The sequence below is a fragment of the Streptomyces sp. PR69 genome (assembly GCF_026420845.1).
Classification (GTDB): domain Bacteria; phylum Actinomycetota; class Actinomycetes; order Streptomycetales; family Streptomycetaceae; genus Streptomyces.
Window position 1 is genome coordinate 130,410 of the sequence record NZ_JAOWCB010000011.1, and the last position, 16,563, is coordinate 146,972.

Genomic DNA, 16,563 nt, shown 5'->3' on the forward strand with positions numbered 1-16,563 from the left:
GGGCTCAGCTCACCGCGGTGCTCAGCTGCAGCCGCTCGTCGACCCGCAGCCCTCGCAGATGTAGCAGGAGCCAGCCCGCTGCATCTTGGTGCCGCAGGAGAAGCACAGCGGCGCATCCGCGCTGACGCCCAGCTGCATCTCGACCAGCTCCGCCGAGGTGTGCGCCTCCTTGGGGGCCGGCGTCTCGTCTCGGGGGTCGCTGACGGACTTCAGCGACTCCTGCTGGCGCGGAGCGGACTGGGCCAGACCCTCGACGTCGACCTCGTCGTCGTCCAGAGAGGGCTCGTACGAACCGGTCTCCAGGTGGCGCTGACGCTCCTCGGCCGAGTGGATGCCAAGAGCGGACCGCGTCTCGAACGGCAGGAAGTCCAGCGCCAGACGGCGGAAGATGTAGTCGACGATGGACTGGGCCATCCGCACGTCCGGGTCGTCCGTCATGCCGGCCGGCTCAAAGCGCATGTTGGTGAACTTCGAGACGTACGTCTCCAGGGGGACGCCGTACTGCAGACCGACCGAGACGGCGATGGAGAAGGCGTCCATCATGCCCGCGAGGGTCGAACCCTGCTTGGACATCTTCAGGAAGACCTCGCCGAGACCATCGTCCGGGTAGGAGTTGGCGGTCATATAGCCCTCGGCGCCGCCCACCGTGAAGGAGGTGGTGATGCCGGGACGGCCCTTGGGGAGGCGCTTGCGGACCGGGCGGTACTCCACGACCTTCTCAACCGCGGAGCGGATGGTCTCCTCGGTCTTCTCGGCGACCGCCTCGGCCTCCTTCTCCTTCGCTTTGGTCTTGGCGGAGAGCGGCTGGCCGACCTTGCAGTTGTCGCGGTAGATCGCGAGCGCCTTGACGCCCATCTTCCACGCCTCGAAGTAGATCTCCTCGACCTCCTCGACGGTCGCCGACTCCGGCATATTGACCGTCTTGGACAGGGCGCCGGAGATCCACGGCTGGATCGCGGCCATCATCCGGACGTGGCCCATCGGGGAGATGGCGCGCTCGCCCATGGCGCAGTCGAAGACCTCGTAGTGCTGGGGCTTCAGCCCCGGAGCGTCGATCACATTGCCGTGCTCGGCGATGTGGGCGACGATCGCCTCGATCTGCTCCGGCTGGTAGCCGAGGCGGCGCAGGGCCTGCGGCACCGTGCCGTTGACGATCTGCATCGAGCCGCCGCCGACCAGCTTCTTGAACTTGACCAGCGCAAGGTCGGGCTCAAGACCGGTGGTGTCACAGGACATCGCCAGACCGATGGTGCCGGTCGGGGCGATGACGGACGCCTGCGAGTTGCGGAAACCGTTCTTCTCGCCGAGGCGGACCACGTCCTGCCAGGCTTCCGTCGCAGCGGCCCAGACCGGGGTGTCCAGGTCGTCCATCCGCTTGGCCTGCGCATTGGCGTCGGCGTGCTGCTTCATCACCCGCTTGTGAGCGGTGGCGTTGCGGGCGTAGCCGTCGTACGGGCCGACGACCGCGGCCAGCTCGGCGGAGCGCCTGTACGAGGTGCCCGTCATCAGGGAGGTGATCGCCCCGGCCAGGGCGCGGCCGCCGTCGGAGTCGTACGCATGGCCCGTGGCCATCAGCAGGGCGCCGAGGTTGGCGTAGCCGATGCCGAGCTGGCGGAAGGCGCGGGTGTTCTCGCCGATCTTCTGGGTCGGGAAGTCGGCGAAGCAGATGGAGATGTCCATCGCGGTGATCACCAGCTCGACGACCTTGGCGAAGCGCTCGCAGTCGAACGACTGATTGCCCTCGCCGTCGTCCTTGAGGAACTTCATCAGGTTCAGCGAGGCGAGGTTGCACGAGGTGTTGTCCAGGTGCATGTACTCGCTGCACGGGTTCGAGCCGTTGATGCGGCCGGACTCCGGGCAGGTGTGCCATTGGTTGATGGTGTCGTCGTACTGGATGCCGGGGTCGGCGCAGGCCCAGGCGGCCTCGGCCATCTTGCGGAAGAGCGCCTTGGCGTCGACCTCCTCGATGATCTCGCCGGACAGCCGGGCGCGCAGCCCGAACTTCCCGCCGGACTCCACGGCCTTCATGAACGCGTCGTTCACCCGGACCGAGTTGTTGGCGTTCTGGTACTGGACGGATGTGATGTCGTCGCCGCCCAGGTCCATGTCGAAGCCCGCGTCGCGCAGCGCGCGGATCTTCTCCTCTTCCTTGACCTTGGTCTCGATGAAATTCTCGATGTCGGGGTGGTCGACGTCGAGGATCACCATCTTGGCCGCGCGGCGCGTGGCGCCGCCCGACTTGATCGTTCCGGCGGAGGCGTCGGCGCCGCGCATGAACGACACCGGGCCGGAGGCGTTGCCGCCGGAGGAGAGGAGCTCCTTGGAGGAGCGGATGCGGGAGAGGTTCAGGCCGGCGCCGGAGCCGCCCTTGAAGATCATGCCCTCTTCCTTGTACCAGTCGAGGATCGACTCCATCGAGTCGTCGACGGACAGGATGAAGCAGGCGGAGACCTGCTGCGGCTGGGGCGTGCCGACGTTGAACCACACCGGGGAGTTGAAGCTGAAGATCTGGTGCAGGAGGGCGTAGGCCAGCTCGTGCTCGAAGATCTCGGCGTCCGCGGGCGAGGCGAAGTAGCCGTGGTCCTCGCCGGCCTTGCGGTAGGTCTTCACGATCCGGTCGATCAGCTGCTTGAGGCTGGTCTCCCGCTGCGGGGTGCCGACGGCCCCGCGGAAGTACTTGCTGGTGACGATGTTGACCGCGTTCACCGACCAGAAGTCGGGGAACTCGACGCCACGCTGCTCGAAGTTGACCGAGCCGTCGCGCCAGTTGGTCATGACGACGTCACGGCGCTCCCAGACCACCTCGTCGTACGGATGCACGCCGGGGGTGGTGTGGATGCGCTCGATGCGCAGGCCCTTGCTCGCCTTGGATCCCTTGGAACGGGACCCCCGCGCCGGGCCGCTCGTCGTCTCTGTCATGCCGCCTCCCATATACGGGCAAAAACGCCCTGAAGTGCCCAGATCTTCCCGTGGCACGTATCTGTCTCTTGTCGCGGACGCCGCACTCAGCACCGCCCGTGACACGTCTTACGCCGCTCCGGCCGTTATCGCCGGGCGGCCGCCGTCACTGCTGCACATCCCGGCCGGAAGCGGCCGGGGCTGTTCAGTCGGCGGCAGTGGCGGGCGCCGGAACCTCCAGGGGTTCGCCGGCCCCGCTCTCCTCTGCGGGCGGCCGCTGATCACGGAGCTCCGCGATGGCGGCCTCGAAGTCGTCCAGTGAGTCGAAGGCTCTGTAGACCGATGCAAAACGCAGGTACGCGACGAGGTCGAGTTCCTGCAGGGGGCCGAGTATCGCCAGACCCACGTCGTGGGTCGTCAGCTCGGCGCTGCCGGTGGCGCGCACCGCCTCCTCGACCCGCTGGCCGAGCTGGGCGAGGGCGTCCTCGGTGACCGGCCTCCCCTGGCATGCCTTGCGCACACCGGAGATGACCTTGGTACGGCTGAAGGGCTCGGTGACGCCGGAGCGCTTGATCACCATCAGTGAGGCGGTCTCCACCGTGGTGAAGCGGCGGGAGCAGTCGGGGCACTGACGGCGTCTGCGGATCGACGTGCCGTCGTCCGTGGTGCGGCTGTCGACGACACGGCTGTCCGGGTGCCTGCAGAAGGGGCAGTGCATGGCTCCCAACCCTCCCTCACAAGCACGATGAAATGGCCTCGCCAGGGCGGTCGCAGCCCTTCGAAGCAGCCCCCAGCATAGGCGATAACCAACCGTGGACCACAACTTGTGGGCTGCCGAGGTAACTCAACCACTACATCTAGGGCTTGGTCGAGCTTCGGGCGCACATCGCGTGTCGCGTGGGCACGCAATGCGCGACCGGTCGCGCGACGCCGCCGGGAGCGGTTCTGGACCTCGCCGGATCCACCGGAGACCGGCCATGAGAGTAGCGGGCGACGCACCGCTGCACCGACTCAGGGGTGACGGATGTCAGACTGGAGGCCGTCCCCCCTGGACCGACCCCGCCGGCCGTCACAGCCCATCACAGTCCGTAACGACACCGCGGGGTCGGCGCGGCGGCCCGGCGTGCCGTGCGAGCCGATCGTTCGCACATACACCCAGCGAGGCGTTCACGTCAGCCAATCTGCGATTTTTCACTCGAACGTGTGTTTGGCGCAACCTTTCGAAACCAACTACCGTTGTCCAGCTAGGGAGACCATTCGAGAGGGGCCGACGTGACCACCACCGCAGACAGTGCCGCCATCACTGCCCAGGACCGCTCCCAGCAGACCCGATACGAGCCGGTGCATGCCATGAACAACGCTGCCACGACCCCGGAGGGGACAGAACCGCCACGACCTGCACGTTCGCTGCCCGGTCGACCTCCAGGCATCCGCGCCGACAGCTCCGGCCTCACCGATCGGCAGCGGCGTGTGATCGAAGTGATCCGTGACTCCGTGCAGCGCCGTGGATACCCACCGTCGATGCGAGAGATCGGCCAGGCGGTGGGGCTTTCCAGCACCTCTTCGGTCGCCCACCAGCTGATGGCCCTGGAGCGGAAGGGCTTTCTCCGCCGGGACCCGCACCGCCCCCGGGCCTATGAGGTACGGGGCTCTGACCAGCCCAGCACCCAGCCCACCGACACCACGGGCAAGCCCGCCGCCTCCTATGTGCCCCTCGTCGGCCGGATCGCGGCCGGCGGCCCGATCCTCGCCGAGGAATCAGTCGAAGACGTCTTCCCGCTCCCCCGCCAGCTCGTCGGCGACGGCGAGCTCTTCGTCCTGAAGGTCGTCGGCGACTCCATGATCGAAGCAGCGATCTGCGACGGCGACTGGGTCACCGTCCGCCGCCAGCCCGTCGCGGAGAACGGCGACATCGTGGCCGCCATGCTGGACGGCGAAGCCACGGTCAAGCGCTTCAAGCGGGAGAACGGCCATGTCTGGCTGCTTCCGCACAATGCCGCCTATCAGCCCATTCCCGGTGATGACGCCACCATCCTCGGCAAGGTCGTCGCCGTGCTGCGGCGCGTGTGACCAACGCCGGGCCCTCGACCGGGCCCCGGGACCCACTGCGCCGGTCCCGGGGCCCCGCTGTATCCAAGCCCAGAGCCCCGCTGTATCCCAGCGGAGACCCCATGGCGACCGCCCTGTGGGGCACCAGCGAACCGGGGCGACCGGGCGTCCAGAACGACCGGCGGCCTATCAGAACGACCGGCGGCCTACGCGCCATCCGCCTTCGCGGCGGCCTCCTTCGCAGCGGCCTCCTTCGCAGCGGCGTCGATCGCCGCCAGGGAGCGCCGCACCTGATTGCCGTCCACCGTGTACCAGAAGTCCGGCAGTGAAGCGCGCAGAAAGCTGCCGTACCGGGCTGTCGCCAGCCGCTGGTCCAGCACCGCGACGACGCCCCGGTCGCCCGTGGCGCGCACCAGACGGCCGGCCCCCTGAGCCATCAGCAGGGCCGCATGCGTCGCGGCCACCGACATAAAGCCATTGCCGCCCGCTTCCTCCACGGCCCGCTGACGGGCGCTCATCAGCGGGTCGTCGGGGCGCGGGAAGGGGATCTTGTCCATCACCACCAGCTGGCAGCTCGCCCCAGGAACATCCACGCCCTGCCACAGCGACAGCGTGCCGAACAGACAGGTCTGAGGATCCGCGGCGAAGTTCTTGATCAGCTCACCGAGGGTCTCCTCCCCCTGGAGCAGAATCGGGTACTCCGGAATCCGCGTCCGCAGCTCCTCGGCCGCGGCCTGTGCCGCCCGCATCGAGGAGAACAGGCCCAGCGTGCGGCCGCCGGCTGCCTGGATGAGCTCCGTCAGCTCATCCAGCATGTCGCCGCGCTCGCCGTCCCGCGCCGGTCGCGCCAGATGTCTGGCGACATAGAGAATGCCCTGCTTCGGATAGTCGAAGGGAGAGCCGACGTCCACGCCCTTCCACCGGGGGACGCCTTCGCCCTCGGCGCCCTCCGGAGCCAGGCCGAGAGACGCCCCGACGCCGTTGAAATCCCCGCCGATCTTCAGCGTGGCGGAGGTCAGCACCACCGAACGCTCCGCGAAGAGCTTCTCGCGCAACAGCCCGGAGACGGACAGGGGCGCTACCCGCAGCGAGGCGCCGAAGCGGTCATGGCGCTCGTACCACACGACGTCGTACTCGGAGCCCTGGGTGATGCGCTCCGACACATCGTGGATGGTCTCCACCGCGGCCAGGGCCTGCTTGCGCACCGCGTCCTCGTCCTGCACTGACTGGTCGCGGGTGGCGCCAAGGGCGGAGATGACCGCGCGGGCCGCGTCGCGCAGCGCCATCAGGGCATAGCCGAGGTCTTCGGGGATCTCCTCCAGACGGCCCGGCAGGGCCAGCTCCATCAGCCGTTCGAAGCCCTCCGCGGCCGTCTGGAGCTGGTCGGCGATCTTCTCGTTGACGAGCTTCGCCGCACGCCGCACCGCGCGGTTGACCTGGCCGGGGGTGAGCTCTCCGGTCGCGACGCCGGTCACCCGTGAGACCAGCTCATGCGCCTCGTCGACGATCAGCACCTCATGCTGCGGAAGCACCGGCGCGCCCTCGATCGCGTCGATGGCCAGCAGGGCGTGATTGGTGACGATCACCTCGGCGAGCTTGGCGCGCTCCCGGGCCGCCTCGGCGAAGCACTCCGCCCCGTAAGCGCACTTCGACGCGCCAAGGCATTCGCGGGAGGAGACGGACACCTGCGACCATGCGCGGTCGGAGACGCCTGGGGTGAGATCGTCGCGGTCGCCGGTCTCCGTCTCGTCCGCCCAGTCGCGCACCCTCAGCAGGTCCTGGCCGAGCCTGCTCGTCGGCGCGGCGGACTCGAAGACGTCGAAGAGCCCCTCCTCCTCGTCCTGTGGCGCGCCCTCGTGCAGCCGGTGCAGACACAGATAGTTGGAGCGGCCCTTGAGCATGGCGAAATCGGGACGGCGGCGCAGCAGCGGGTGCAGCGCGTCGACCGTGCGGGGCAGATCCCGCTCGACGAGCTGACGCTGCAGCGCCAGCGTGGCCGTGGCCACCACCACCTTCTCTCCATGTGCCAGCGCCGGTACGAGATAGCCGAGCGATTTGCCGGTGCCGGTGCCCGCCTGGACCAGCAGATGGGAGCCGTCGTCGATGGCTTCCGCGACGGCGTCGGCCATGGCCGCCTGGCCGGGGCGCTCCGTGCCGCCGACGGCGGTGACGGCGGCGTGGAGGAGCTCGGAGAGGGATGGCTTCGTCATAGGCCGTCCACCCTACGGTGCGGCGCCGACAGCCCGGTCGGGGAGCACCTACCGAGCATCCGGATCCGGCCCATCAGCACGCGCCGAGCGGGTTGGGGACGGTGCCGTGCACGGCTGCGTGGGGGCGCTGCGCGCGGTCCCGGTAGCCGTCGAGGTGGAGCCGGTTGCGGTTGAGGCAGAGCCGTTCGATACGCGGGGTGAGCAGATCGAACAGTTCGTAGCGCTCCTTGAGCTCCGGAAAACGCTGCTGGTGGCGGAGGATCTCGGCCCGTACGAGGGAGAAGAAGGCGTCCTCCGGCACCCCGAGCTGCTCCTCGCACAGGGGGGCGAGAAAGCGGAAGACCCCGACGAAGAGCCCGGAGTGGATGAACTGGGTGAGAAATGCGGGCTCTTCGGTGAGCAGGACGCGCCGTACCTCGTCGGGCATCGTGTCGTGCTCCGGCAGCGGCTGGGCGCAGATGTTGACGTCGTCGACGAAGTCCTTGATCGCGAGCCGGACCGGTACATCGCGGTCGTCGAAGACGACGATGGCGTTCTCGCCGTGCGGGGAGAAGACGGTGCCGTAGCGGTAGAGGAAGTGCAGCAGCGGGGGCAGCAGAGCGGCGAAGAGCCGCTGCAGCCAGTCGGCGGGGGCGAGTCCGGAGCGCTCGACGAGCTCCGCGGCGAACGCGCGTCCCTGTGGGTCGGTGTGCAGCAGGGAGGCGAGGGTGCGCGCGCGCTCGCCGGGTGCGAGCTGCGGCTGGAGCGGCTCGCGCCAGATGGCCCCCAGCAGTTCCTTGTACTGGTAGGGCACTTCGGGGAGTTGGTCGTACTGCGGGTGTTCGACGGTGACCGAGGCGACCTCGCCGAGCAGGATCACTCCGCATGTGTCGCGCAGGAAGGGGTCGGCGTCGCGGAGGCTGTGCACCCAGGAGGTCACCGCGGGCGCCGCCCTGGTGCGCTCGGTGGGCAGCCCGCGCCACACCAGGGTGTTGAGGATCGACAGCGGCAGCTTGACGGTGTGCCGGTCGGCCCGGTCGGCGTTGACGAATGTGCGGATCGACTGCTGCGGCAGCCGACGGTCCCCGTCTGCCGGGAGCGGGACGATGTCGCCCGCCGCGATGGCGGGGCCGAACAGGGGGAGCAGCACCTCGTCCCACTGCCAGGGGTGGACGGGCAGATACAGATAGGCGTCCGGGTCGCACCCCGCCTCGCGCAGCTCGGTGGCGAAACAGGTGCGGACGGACGGGTCCAGTTCGTGCGCGTAGAGGTCCTCGGGGGCGGCCAGCCGGGGGACGCCGCGGTAGACGCCGATGCGGCGGCTGACCGCGATCCACGGCAGCCGGGCGGGGGTGCGGGCTTCGGGTGACCAGCGGGCGGTGTCGGTGGCGGAGAAGCCGATCCGGCCCTTGTTGAGGACCAGCCAGGGGTGGCCGGTCTGATGGCCTTCGATGTCGGCGTATTCCAGTTCGGCCAGCTCGGCGGCTCTGAGCGCTCCGTGGTCGAGGCGGATGTCGGAGAGGAGGGTGGTGGTGAGCTCCCTTAGGAGGTGGCCGAGGGTGGCGCCGTCGAGAGCGAGGAGGGTGCGGGCGCGGGCGAGAAAGGCGAGCGGGTCGGTGAAGGGGCTGCCCGCCTCGGTGATGGAGTGCGGGTCGACGCGCCAGCAGTCGTAGACGCCGCGGCGGGCGCGGAAGGTCAGGGCCGCTCCGTCGTCCAGGGCGAGGCGGTACTGGCCGGCGCGGTCGGGCACGGGGACAGGTTCGATGATCTCTTCATAGGCGAATTCGCCGAGCATCTTGGCGAACAGCCGGCGGGCCGCACGCTCCCATGCCTGCTGGTTCAGGCCGGGCGGGGCGTACAGGGCCGTGGGCGGCTGCGGGACGGCCGCGGGCTGAGCCGCTGGAGTCGCAGGAGGCGCGGGGGCTGCGTGGGGTGGCGGCACGGAACCGGCGACGTCAGCGGAGTCGGTGGAGTCAGTGGAGTCGGTGGAGTCATGGGTGGCTGAGGTCTTCGGCACGGGGACTCCTCGGGTGGAAAACCGATGCGGATAAGCGGGGTATGCCGGATACGTGGATCAGCGGGTCGTTCACAGCAGATGGCGCAGGGCTCGGTCGCGGATCATCAGGGCGGCTCGCTTGTCGGGGAGGTCGACTTCCGCGGAGTAGCGGAATCCGGCGCTCAGGAAGGCGGAGACGGACGGGGTGTTGCGCAGGTCGGGCTCAGCGATGACGCGGGTGCAGCGGGGGCGGTGGTCGAGGATGTGGTCGGCGACGGCGTTGAGCAGGGTCGAGCCGATGCCCCTGCCGCGGTCGGCGACGCCCCCGATGAGCAGATGGATGCCGGTGTCATGCGGCCGGGCCGGATAGTGACGGGCGAGCGGGTCGAGGTCGGCGCGGTAGATCTCGAAGTAGCTCATGGCGGCGGAGTCGAGGACGCCGAGGCAGGGGATGCTTCGCCCGTCGCCGTCAAGCTGGCCGCGCAGATGGGCCGCGGTCACGGAGTCGGGCCCCGCCAGCTCCCAGAAGGCGGCCACGGCGGGGTCGTTCATCCAGCGGGTGATCAGCGGCAGGTCGCGTTCCATTCGTACGGGGACGAGCTGGAACCGTCCGGCCGCGGTGGCGACCGGGCCCCATGCGGCGAGGGAGTCCAGCAGATCCGAGGAGCCGGGGCCGGTGTCGGCGTCTGCTGGTACGGAGGCGAGTTCGTCCTCGCGGAACAGCGCGAGCAGTTCGTCGGAAAGCCGCAGATCCAGGGTGTCGTCGGCGCCGTCGCCGAGCTGGGGGCCGGGGCCCGAGCCGGCGCCGGGGCCCGTGTCGGTGCTCGCATCGGTGGGAGGCACGGTGGGCTCTCCTTGTGTTCACGTGGGGAGGCCGGCGCCGGCGGGCGGCGGCCGCAGGGTGTCTTCCTTCAGGAACGGAGCGGGTTCGCGATGGTGACGTACACCGACTGGGTGTCGACGGGGCCGATGAGTTCGTCAAGGCCGTGCAGCCGGGTGAGCAGATTGGCCTTGGAGCGCAGGGTGGGCGCGTCGAGAAGCAGGGCGGGCAGCGGTGAGCCCAGGTCCGCGGCGGAGGCGAGGAACTGCCGGAAGGCGGCGAGGAGCACCCGCTCGTCGGCGAGGTGCTGTGCGCCGAATGCGCCGATGAGACCGAGGACGTTGTTGATGCCGAGGTAGTAGGCGAAGCGCTCGTCGGTGACGGCGTCGGAGACGAACGTGTCGCTGTCCCGGCCGACGCCGGGCAGCCGTCGGTCGAGGTCGGCGCGGCGGGATTCGCGGAAGTAGTAGCCCTGGTTGTCGCGGAAGCGGCCGCCCGCGGGCCAGCCGTCGGGGTCGAGAAGCACCAGGGTGTTCTGCTGGTGGGCTTCGAGGGCGATGCCCGCGACGCCGTCCAGCCAGAGCACCGGGCGCACCACCTGGTCGAGGTAGCGCAGAAACCACTCGGCGGCGACGGCGCCGACGGGCCGGCCGGTGCGGGCGGAGAGGGCGCGCACCGTGCCGGCGAGCCGGGAGTGCATGCCCGTCCGGCCCGGCCAGGGCCGGGGGGCGGTCAGGCCCGCGATGCAGACGGCGTCGTCCGCGGGCCCGAAGGGGTTGTGGCGCAGCAGGACGTCCAGTCCGGGGACGGGTTCGCCGTCGCCGGTGTCGACCGCCAGCCAGGCGGGGTCGCGCACGATGTCGAAGCCGGGGTGTTCGGCGCGCCACTGCTCGGCGAGGCCGGTGCGGAGCAGCCGGTGGACCTCGACGCCGCGGTGGAGTTCCTTGCGGAGGTTCTCACGGCGGGAGTTGGTGATCCGGACGCCGAGGGAGAGCTTGAGCATGGCGGGGGCGCCCGGCCGGTGGACGGTGCGCACCGAGGAGGTGGGGTGCCAGGGCTCGCCGTGGGGGCCCAGGTCGTGCAGCAGCCCGGCGTCGAGGAGCGCGGCGACGGTCGGGCGGTGCGGCAGGTCGCGGGCCTGCCAGGGGTGCAGCGGGAGGGGGACGGCGCCTTCGGGGTGGGGCAGTTCGCCGCAGAGCCTGTGGATGAGCTGTTCGGCGGGGACGGTGCGGCCGCTTTCCGTCCAGGCGGATGCGCTGGCCAGGACGGAGCGGTCGACGGCCATCCAGTGGAGCGGGAAGGAGCCGTGCAGCTCGGGTGAGTAGCGGCGGACTTCGGTGTCGGAGAGCCCTTCGCGGCTCTTGGGTGTGGGGTGCAGGGGGTGGCCGAGCAGCAGCGACTGCTCGGCTGTGAGGAAGAGGTCCGCGGCGGGGCGCGGGGCGGGGCTGGCCCTGCGGTCGGCGATGAACTCCGCCGTACGGCGTACGGAGTCGGCGACCCGGCCCACCAGCTCGACGCCGCCTTCACGTCGGCCGGACTCGCGTCCGAGGAGGGCGGCGAGGGTGACGGCGTCCACGGGTGGGGCGTCTCGGGGACTGCCTTCGAGAACGGGCGGGTCGAAGCGGTGCCAGCCGGTGGGAGACCAGTAGCGGACGGGGACGAGGAGCGCGCCGCCGCCCGCCTTCAGCGTGAGGCGCAGGCGGCCGCCCTCGGGCTGGGGGAGGTCGTTCTCCCGTACCCAGCAGCGGAGCAGGTTCTCGACTCCGGCGGCGTCGGCCGCGCGGTGCGGGTCCGGGTGGTCGAGCGGGTCATCGGCCGACGGGGCGGCGGGGGCCGGCAGGGTGGTCTCGGCGGCGGGGCCGGAGGATTCCCGGCCGGCGGAGGGGAGGCAGTCGTCGGCATGGCCTCCCGACTGCTGTCGGGGCACCGTCACCGTCTCGACGGCCAGGTGTCCGCGGAGTCTGTTCGCTCCTGAGGCGCGGGAGGCGGGGCGGCCGTCGGGCTCGGGCACATCAGGCGAGGGGGTGGAGTTCACGGGGTTTTCCTTGTGCTGTCGCGTGCGATGTCGGCCGGGGTCAGTACGACTGCCCGCTGTCGGGTCTCGGGGCGGTTCTCTCCGCGGCGGCCAAGGCGTCGGCGAAGCGGTCGAGGACGGCTGTGGCCTGCTCGTCGGTGAGGGTGAGGGGAGGCAGCAGGCGGACGACGCTGGAGTGCCGTCCGCCCAGTTCGACGATGAGCCCGCGGCGCAGGCATTCCTGCTGTACGGCGGCGGCGAGGGCGGGCGCGGGCGGCGGGGCGGCGGCGTCGGTGGCCGGGGCGTCCAGATCGACCAGCTCGACGCCGATCATGAGGCCGCGGCCGCGCACGTCCCCCATGCTGGGGTGGGCGACGGACAGCCCCTGGAGCTGGCCGAGCATCCGGGCGCCGAGTGTGGCGGCGCGGTCGGCGAGGCCGTTCTCGCGCACGAAGGCCAGGGTGGCGGCGCCTGCGGCCATGGCGAGCTGATTGCCGCGGAAGGTGCCCGCGTGGGCGCCCGGCTGCCAGGCGTCCAGCTCCGAGCGGTAGACGATCACGGCGAGCGGCAGCGAACCGCCGATGGCCTTGGACAGCACCAGCACATCGGGGACGACGCCGCTGTGCTCGACGGCCCAGAAGGTGCCGGTGCGGGCGACGCCTGTCTGGACTTCGTCGGCGATCAGAGGGATGGAGCGGGCGGCGGTGAGGGCGCGCATCCGGCGCATCCACTCATCAGGGGCAGGGATGACGCCCCCTTCGCCCTGGACCGGTTCGAGGATCATTCCGGCCGGGGACGGCACACCGCCCTTGGGGTCGTCGAGGAGGTGCTCGGTCCAGCGGGCGGCCAGTTCGGCCCCGCGCTCGCCGCCGATGCCGAAGGGGCAGCGGTAGTCGTGCGGGAACGGCAGCCTCGTCACCCGTACATCGGTGGCTCCTCCCGAGGCGTCGAGCGCCCCGGCGGTCATGCCGTGGTAGGCGCCGGTGAAGGCGAGCAGCCCCTCGCGGCCGGTCGCGGTGCGCACGAGTTTGAGCGCGGCCTCGACGGCGTCCGTGCCGGCAGGGCCGCAGAACTGGATGCGTGCGTCGGCGGCGAGTTCACCCGGCAGTGTGGCGAACAGCTCGGTGGTGAAGGCGTCTTTGACGGGGGTGGCGAGGTCCAGGACATGCAGCGGGGCGCCGGAGTCGAGGACCTTCTTGATCGCTTCGAGGACGACGGGGTGGTTGTGGCCCAGGGCCAGCGTGCCGGCCCCGGACAGACAGTCGAGATAGCGGCGTCCGTCAGCGCCTTCGATGGTCAGCCCTCTGGCCCGGACGGGAACGATGGGCAGCGAGCGGGCATAGGTGCGGGCGGCGGACTCACGCAGCGACTGCCTGCGCAGAATCCCCTCATGTGCCGCGGGGGGCGCGGCAGGGGCAGGTTCGGTCACGGCCACGGTGTTCGTCCTCCCGCGATGACAGGTGCGCCGCCCGGCGGCGCGGTGCCGACACACCCAGGCGACGGGGGCGAGGGGTGAACTCCCATTCCCCCGTACGTACCAACGACGGAGGGCCTCGGGGATCACGGGTCATCCGAAGATCATTCGAAGATCCTTCAAAGATCTTGCACTGTCGGACCGGAACCGCGGACCTGCCGCGTGCCGTCCCTGTCGGCACCGGCATAGTGGGGGGCCGCATCCCGGCCGTGAACACACATCGGCCGGGATGCGCCTGTGCGCGTTCGACGGTGAACGCAGCGAACAGATTTCTGACGTCCGTTCTGAAGTCCCAGGGGGATCACGAGATGCGACCCATTCGCCCGACGCTGGCGGCGGTTTCCACGGCCGCCGTGCTGGCGCTGACCGCCACCGCGTGCGGTCCGAGCGAAGACGTGGCCGGCGACAAGCCGAGCGCGCCGGCGAGCCAGCCCGCCGATCAGAAGATCACCATCCCGGACGATCTCAAGGACAAGCTCAAAGAGCACGGGATCGATCTGGACAAGTGGAAGAACGGCGAGTGGAAGAACTGGGACAAGGACACCTGGCTGCGTGAGGCCAAGGACTTCGTCAACCCCATCATCGAGGACCTGTGGGACCCGGACCGGATGCGTGAGGCCGACCCGCTGCCGGAGGAGCCCGTCGAGGACGACATCCCCGATGACGGGGGCGTCACGGACCCGACGCCTGAGCCCGTGGACGCCCGGCCGGTGAAGGCTCCGTACCACGCAGGCGTCCCCGAGGCGGGCAAGCTGTTCTTCGACGGCCCGAAGGGCTCCATGGTCTGCTCGGCCACCGTCGTCAAGGACCCGGCCAACCCCGGCAAGTCCAATATGGTGTGGACGGCGGGCCACTGCGTCCACGCGGGCAAGCAGGGCGGCTGGTACCGCAACATCGCCTTCGTGCCGTCGTACAACGACAACGCCAGGCCCACGGCCGAGCTGGAGAACACGCCGAAGGAGGAGATCGCTCCATTCGGCGTCTGGTGGGGCGACTGGGCGCAGACCTCCGAGCAGTGGATCTCCGAGGGTGCGACGACCGGCGGTCAGGGCGCGCCGTACGACTTCGCGGTGATCCATGTGACGCCGGAGAAGGGCGGCAGCGGCAAGTCGCTGGAGGAGACGGTCGGTTCGGCGCTGCCCGTGGAGTTCGACGCGCCGGCCGCCCCGGACATCGCGGCCATGACCGCCACCGGCTACCCGGCGGCGCCGCCGTTCGACGGTCAGCGCATGTACCAGTGCTCCGACAAGCCGGGCCGACTGTCGATCAAGGCGGACGAGCCGACGATGTACCGCATCGGCTGCACCATGACGGGCGGTTCGTCCGGCGGCGGCTGGGTCGCCAAGGGCCGGGACGGCAGGCCTGCTCTGGTGTCCAACACCTCCATCGGCCCGGTGACGGCCGGCTGGCTGGCGGGGCCGCGGCTGGGCAAGGAGGCCGAGGGCGTCTACACGGCCGTCAGCGAGAAGTTCGCGGGCCGGTAACACCCCGGCGGACGGCACTCTCCCGCCGTACACCGCGACAGCGCAAGGCCCGCGCTCTCAGGTACGAGAGCGCGGGCCTTGTGCCTGCAGACTCTGTGCGTTCAGCGGAGCCGCTCGGCCTGCTGCCGGGACACGTCAGCCGGCCACCGGCACATACGGGGCCAGCGCGGCGGCCAGTTCCTCGTGCACACGGGCCTTGAGCAGTGTGCCCTCCGTGGTGTGCTCCTCGGAGATCACCTCGCCGTCCACGTGCACCCGCGAGACCAGTGCGCCCTCGGTGTACGGCAGCAGCGCCTCGATCTCGACCTGCGGCCGCGGCAGTTCGGCGTCGATCAGCGCCAGCAGCTCGCCGATGCCCTCGCCGGTGCGTGCGGAGACCGCGATCGCATGCCGCTCGACGCGCAGCAGCCGCTGCAGCACGAGTGGATCGGCCGCGTCCGCCTTGTTGATCACCACAATCTCGGGCACGTCCACCGCGCCCACCTCGCGGATCACTTCACGCACGGAAGCGAGCTGCTCCTCCGGAGCCGGATGCGACCCGTCCACCACATGCAGGATGAGATCGGAGCCGCCGACCTCCTCCATGGTGGAGCGGAACGCCTCGACCAGATGGTGCGGCAGATGCCGGACGAATCCGACGGTGTCGGCCAGCGTGTACAGCCGGCCGCTGGGCGTCTCGGCCCGCCGCACGGTCGGGTCGAGGGTGGCGAACAGCGCGTTCTCCACCAGGACGCCCGCGCCCGTGAGGCGGTTGAGCAGTGAGGACTTTCCGGCGTTGGTGTAACCGGCGATGGCGACCGACGGCACCTTGTTGCGCCGCCGCTCCTGCCGCTTGATCTCCCGGCCGGTCTTCATCTCCGCGATCTCCCGGCGCATCTTCGCCATCTTCTCGCGGATCCGCCGCCGGTCCGTCTCGATCTTGGTCTCACCGGGGCCGCGGGTGGCCATGCCGCCGCTGCCGCCGCCCATCTGCCGGGACAGCGACTGGCCCCAGCCGCGCAGCCTGGGCAGCATGTACTGCATCTGGGCCAGGGCGACCTGCGCCTTGCCCTCTCGGGACTTGGCGTGCTGGGCGAAGATGTCGAGGATCAGGGCGGTGCGGTCGACCACCTTGACCTTGACGATGTCCTCCAGGTGGATCAGCTGGCCGGGGCTCAGTTCACCGTCGCACACCATGGTGTCGGCGCCGGACTCCAGCACGATGTCGCGCAGCTCCTGCGCCTTGCCCGAGCCGATGTACGTGGCCGGGTCCGGCTTGTCGCGGCGCTGGATGACGCCGTCGAGCACCACAGCGCCCGCCGTCTCGGCGAGGGCCGCGAGCTCCGCGAGGGAGTTCTCCGCGTCCTGCACCGTCCCCGAGGTCCATACGCCGACGAGCACCACGCGCTCCAGGCGCAGCTGCCGGTACTCGACCTCGGTGACGTCTTCGAGCTCGGTGGAGAGGCCGGCGACGCGGCGCAGCGCGGCGCGCTCGGAGCGGTCGAGCTGATCGCCGTCCCGGTCTCCGTCGATCTCGTAGCTCCAGGCGACGTCCTCTTCCATCAGGGCATCGGCCCGAAGGCTCTCGGAGCGACGGCTTGCGCCGGGAGTCTGGGCGAAGCGCTGCTCGTCCTGGGAAGGGGATGAAGAGGAGGTCATT

The 16,563-nt window shown here is 70.3% G+C and carries 10 protein-coding genes; 2 read left to right on the forward strand and 8 right to left on the reverse strand.

Annotated features, from left to right (window positions below):
• Nucleotides 1-21: 21 nt before the first annotated feature.
• Both OF819_RS13685 and nrdR read right to left on the reverse strand, forming a co-directional pair.
• A complete protein-coding gene (locus OF819_RS13685) occupies nt 22-2,919 on the reverse strand; it encodes a vitamin B12-dependent ribonucleotide reductase (RefSeq protein WP_267243760.1) in 2,898 nt (965 codons plus the stop codon).
• Nucleotides 2,920-3,103: 184 nt separating this feature from the next.
• Nucleotides 3,104-3,616: a transcriptional regulator NrdR gene (gene nrdR / locus OF819_RS13690; RefSeq protein ID WP_267243761.1), complete on the reverse strand. Its 513-nt coding sequence runs from the start codon at nt 3,614-3,616 to the stop codon at nt 3,104-3,106.
• A gap of 554 nt (nt 3,617-4,170) precedes the next feature.
• Here nrdR and lexA point away from each other — a divergent pair.
• Entirely contained in the window at nt 4,171-4,968 is a 798-nt protein-coding gene (lexA, locus tag OF819_RS13695) for a transcriptional repressor LexA (protein ID WP_267243762.1), read from the forward strand.
• Nucleotides 4,969-5,153: 185 nt separating this feature from the next.
• Here the strand turns inward: lexA and OF819_RS13700 are convergent, their stop codons facing one another.
• From OF819_RS13700 to OF819_RS13720, 5 genes are all read right to left on the reverse strand, one after another.
• Nucleotides 5,154-7,157, reverse strand: coding sequence for an ATP-dependent DNA helicase (locus OF819_RS13700; protein WP_267243763.1), 2,004 nt, complete (start codon nt 7,155-7,157; stop codon nt 5,154-5,156).
• A gap of 73 nt (nt 7,158-7,230) precedes the next feature.
• The gene (locus OF819_RS13705) at nt 7,231-8,997 is read right to left on the reverse strand and encodes an IucA/IucC family protein (protein ID WP_267243815.1); all 1,767 of its coding nucleotides are present in this window, start codon (nt 8,995-8,997) and stop codon (nt 7,231-7,233) included.
• A 225-nt stretch (nt 8,998-9,222) separates the two neighbouring features.
• On the reverse strand, nt 9,223-9,975 hold the full coding sequence (locus OF819_RS13710) for a GNAT family N-acetyltransferase (RefSeq protein ID WP_416370529.1): 753 nt from the start codon (nt 9,973-9,975) through the stop codon (nt 9,223-9,225).
• Nucleotides 9,976-10,043: 68 nt separating this feature from the next.
• Nucleotides 10,044-11,987 (reverse strand): IucA/IucC family protein, encoded by a 1,944-nt coding sequence (locus OF819_RS13715; protein WP_267243764.1) that lies wholly within the window; start codon nt 11,985-11,987, stop codon nt 10,044-10,046.
• Between the two features lie 40 nt (nt 11,988-12,027).
• Complete coding sequence (locus OF819_RS13720; RefSeq protein WP_267243765.1) at nt 12,028-13,401, reverse strand: diaminobutyrate--2-oxoglutarate transaminase family protein; 1,374 nt, start codon at nt 13,399-13,401, stop codon at nt 12,028-12,030.
• Nucleotides 13,402-13,748: 347 nt separating this feature from the next.
• Here OF819_RS13720 and OF819_RS13725 point away from each other — a divergent pair, with 347 nt between their 5' ends.
• On the forward strand, nt 13,749-14,924 hold the full coding sequence (locus tag OF819_RS13725) for a trypsin-like serine peptidase (protein ID WP_267243766.1): 1,176 nt from the start codon (nt 13,749-13,751) through the stop codon (nt 14,922-14,924).
• Nucleotides 14,925-15,059: 135 nt separating this feature from the next.
• Here the strand turns inward: OF819_RS13725 and hflX are convergent, their stop codons facing one another.
• Complete coding sequence (hflX, locus tag OF819_RS13730; protein ID WP_267243767.1) at nt 15,060-16,562, reverse strand: GTPase HflX; 1,503 nt, start codon at nt 16,560-16,562, stop codon at nt 15,060-15,062.
• Nucleotide 16,563 lies beyond the last annotated feature (1 nt).

What these genes read in the sequence shown, in the direction of transcription:
- OF819_RS13685 (WP_267243760.1), bottom strand. Translation starts at nt 2,919, where the DNA reads ATGACAGAGACGACGAGCGGCCCGGCGCGGGGGTCCCGTTCCAAGGGA.
- nrdR (WP_267243761.1), bottom strand. Translation starts at nt 3,616, where the DNA reads ATGCACTGCCCCTTCTGCAGGCACCCGGACAGCCGTGTCGTCGACAGC.
- OF819_RS13700 (WP_267243763.1), bottom strand. Translation starts at nt 7,157, where the DNA reads ATGACGAAGCCATCCCTCTCCGAGCTCCTCCACGCCGCCGTCACCGCC.
- OF819_RS13725 (WP_267243766.1), top strand. Translation starts at nt 13,749, where the DNA reads ATGCGACCCATTCGCCCGACGCTGGCGGCGGTTTCCACGGCCGCCGTG.
- hflX (WP_267243767.1), bottom strand. Translation starts at nt 16,562, where the DNA reads ATGACCTCCTCTTCATCCCCTTCCCAGGACGAGCAGCGCTTCGCCCAG.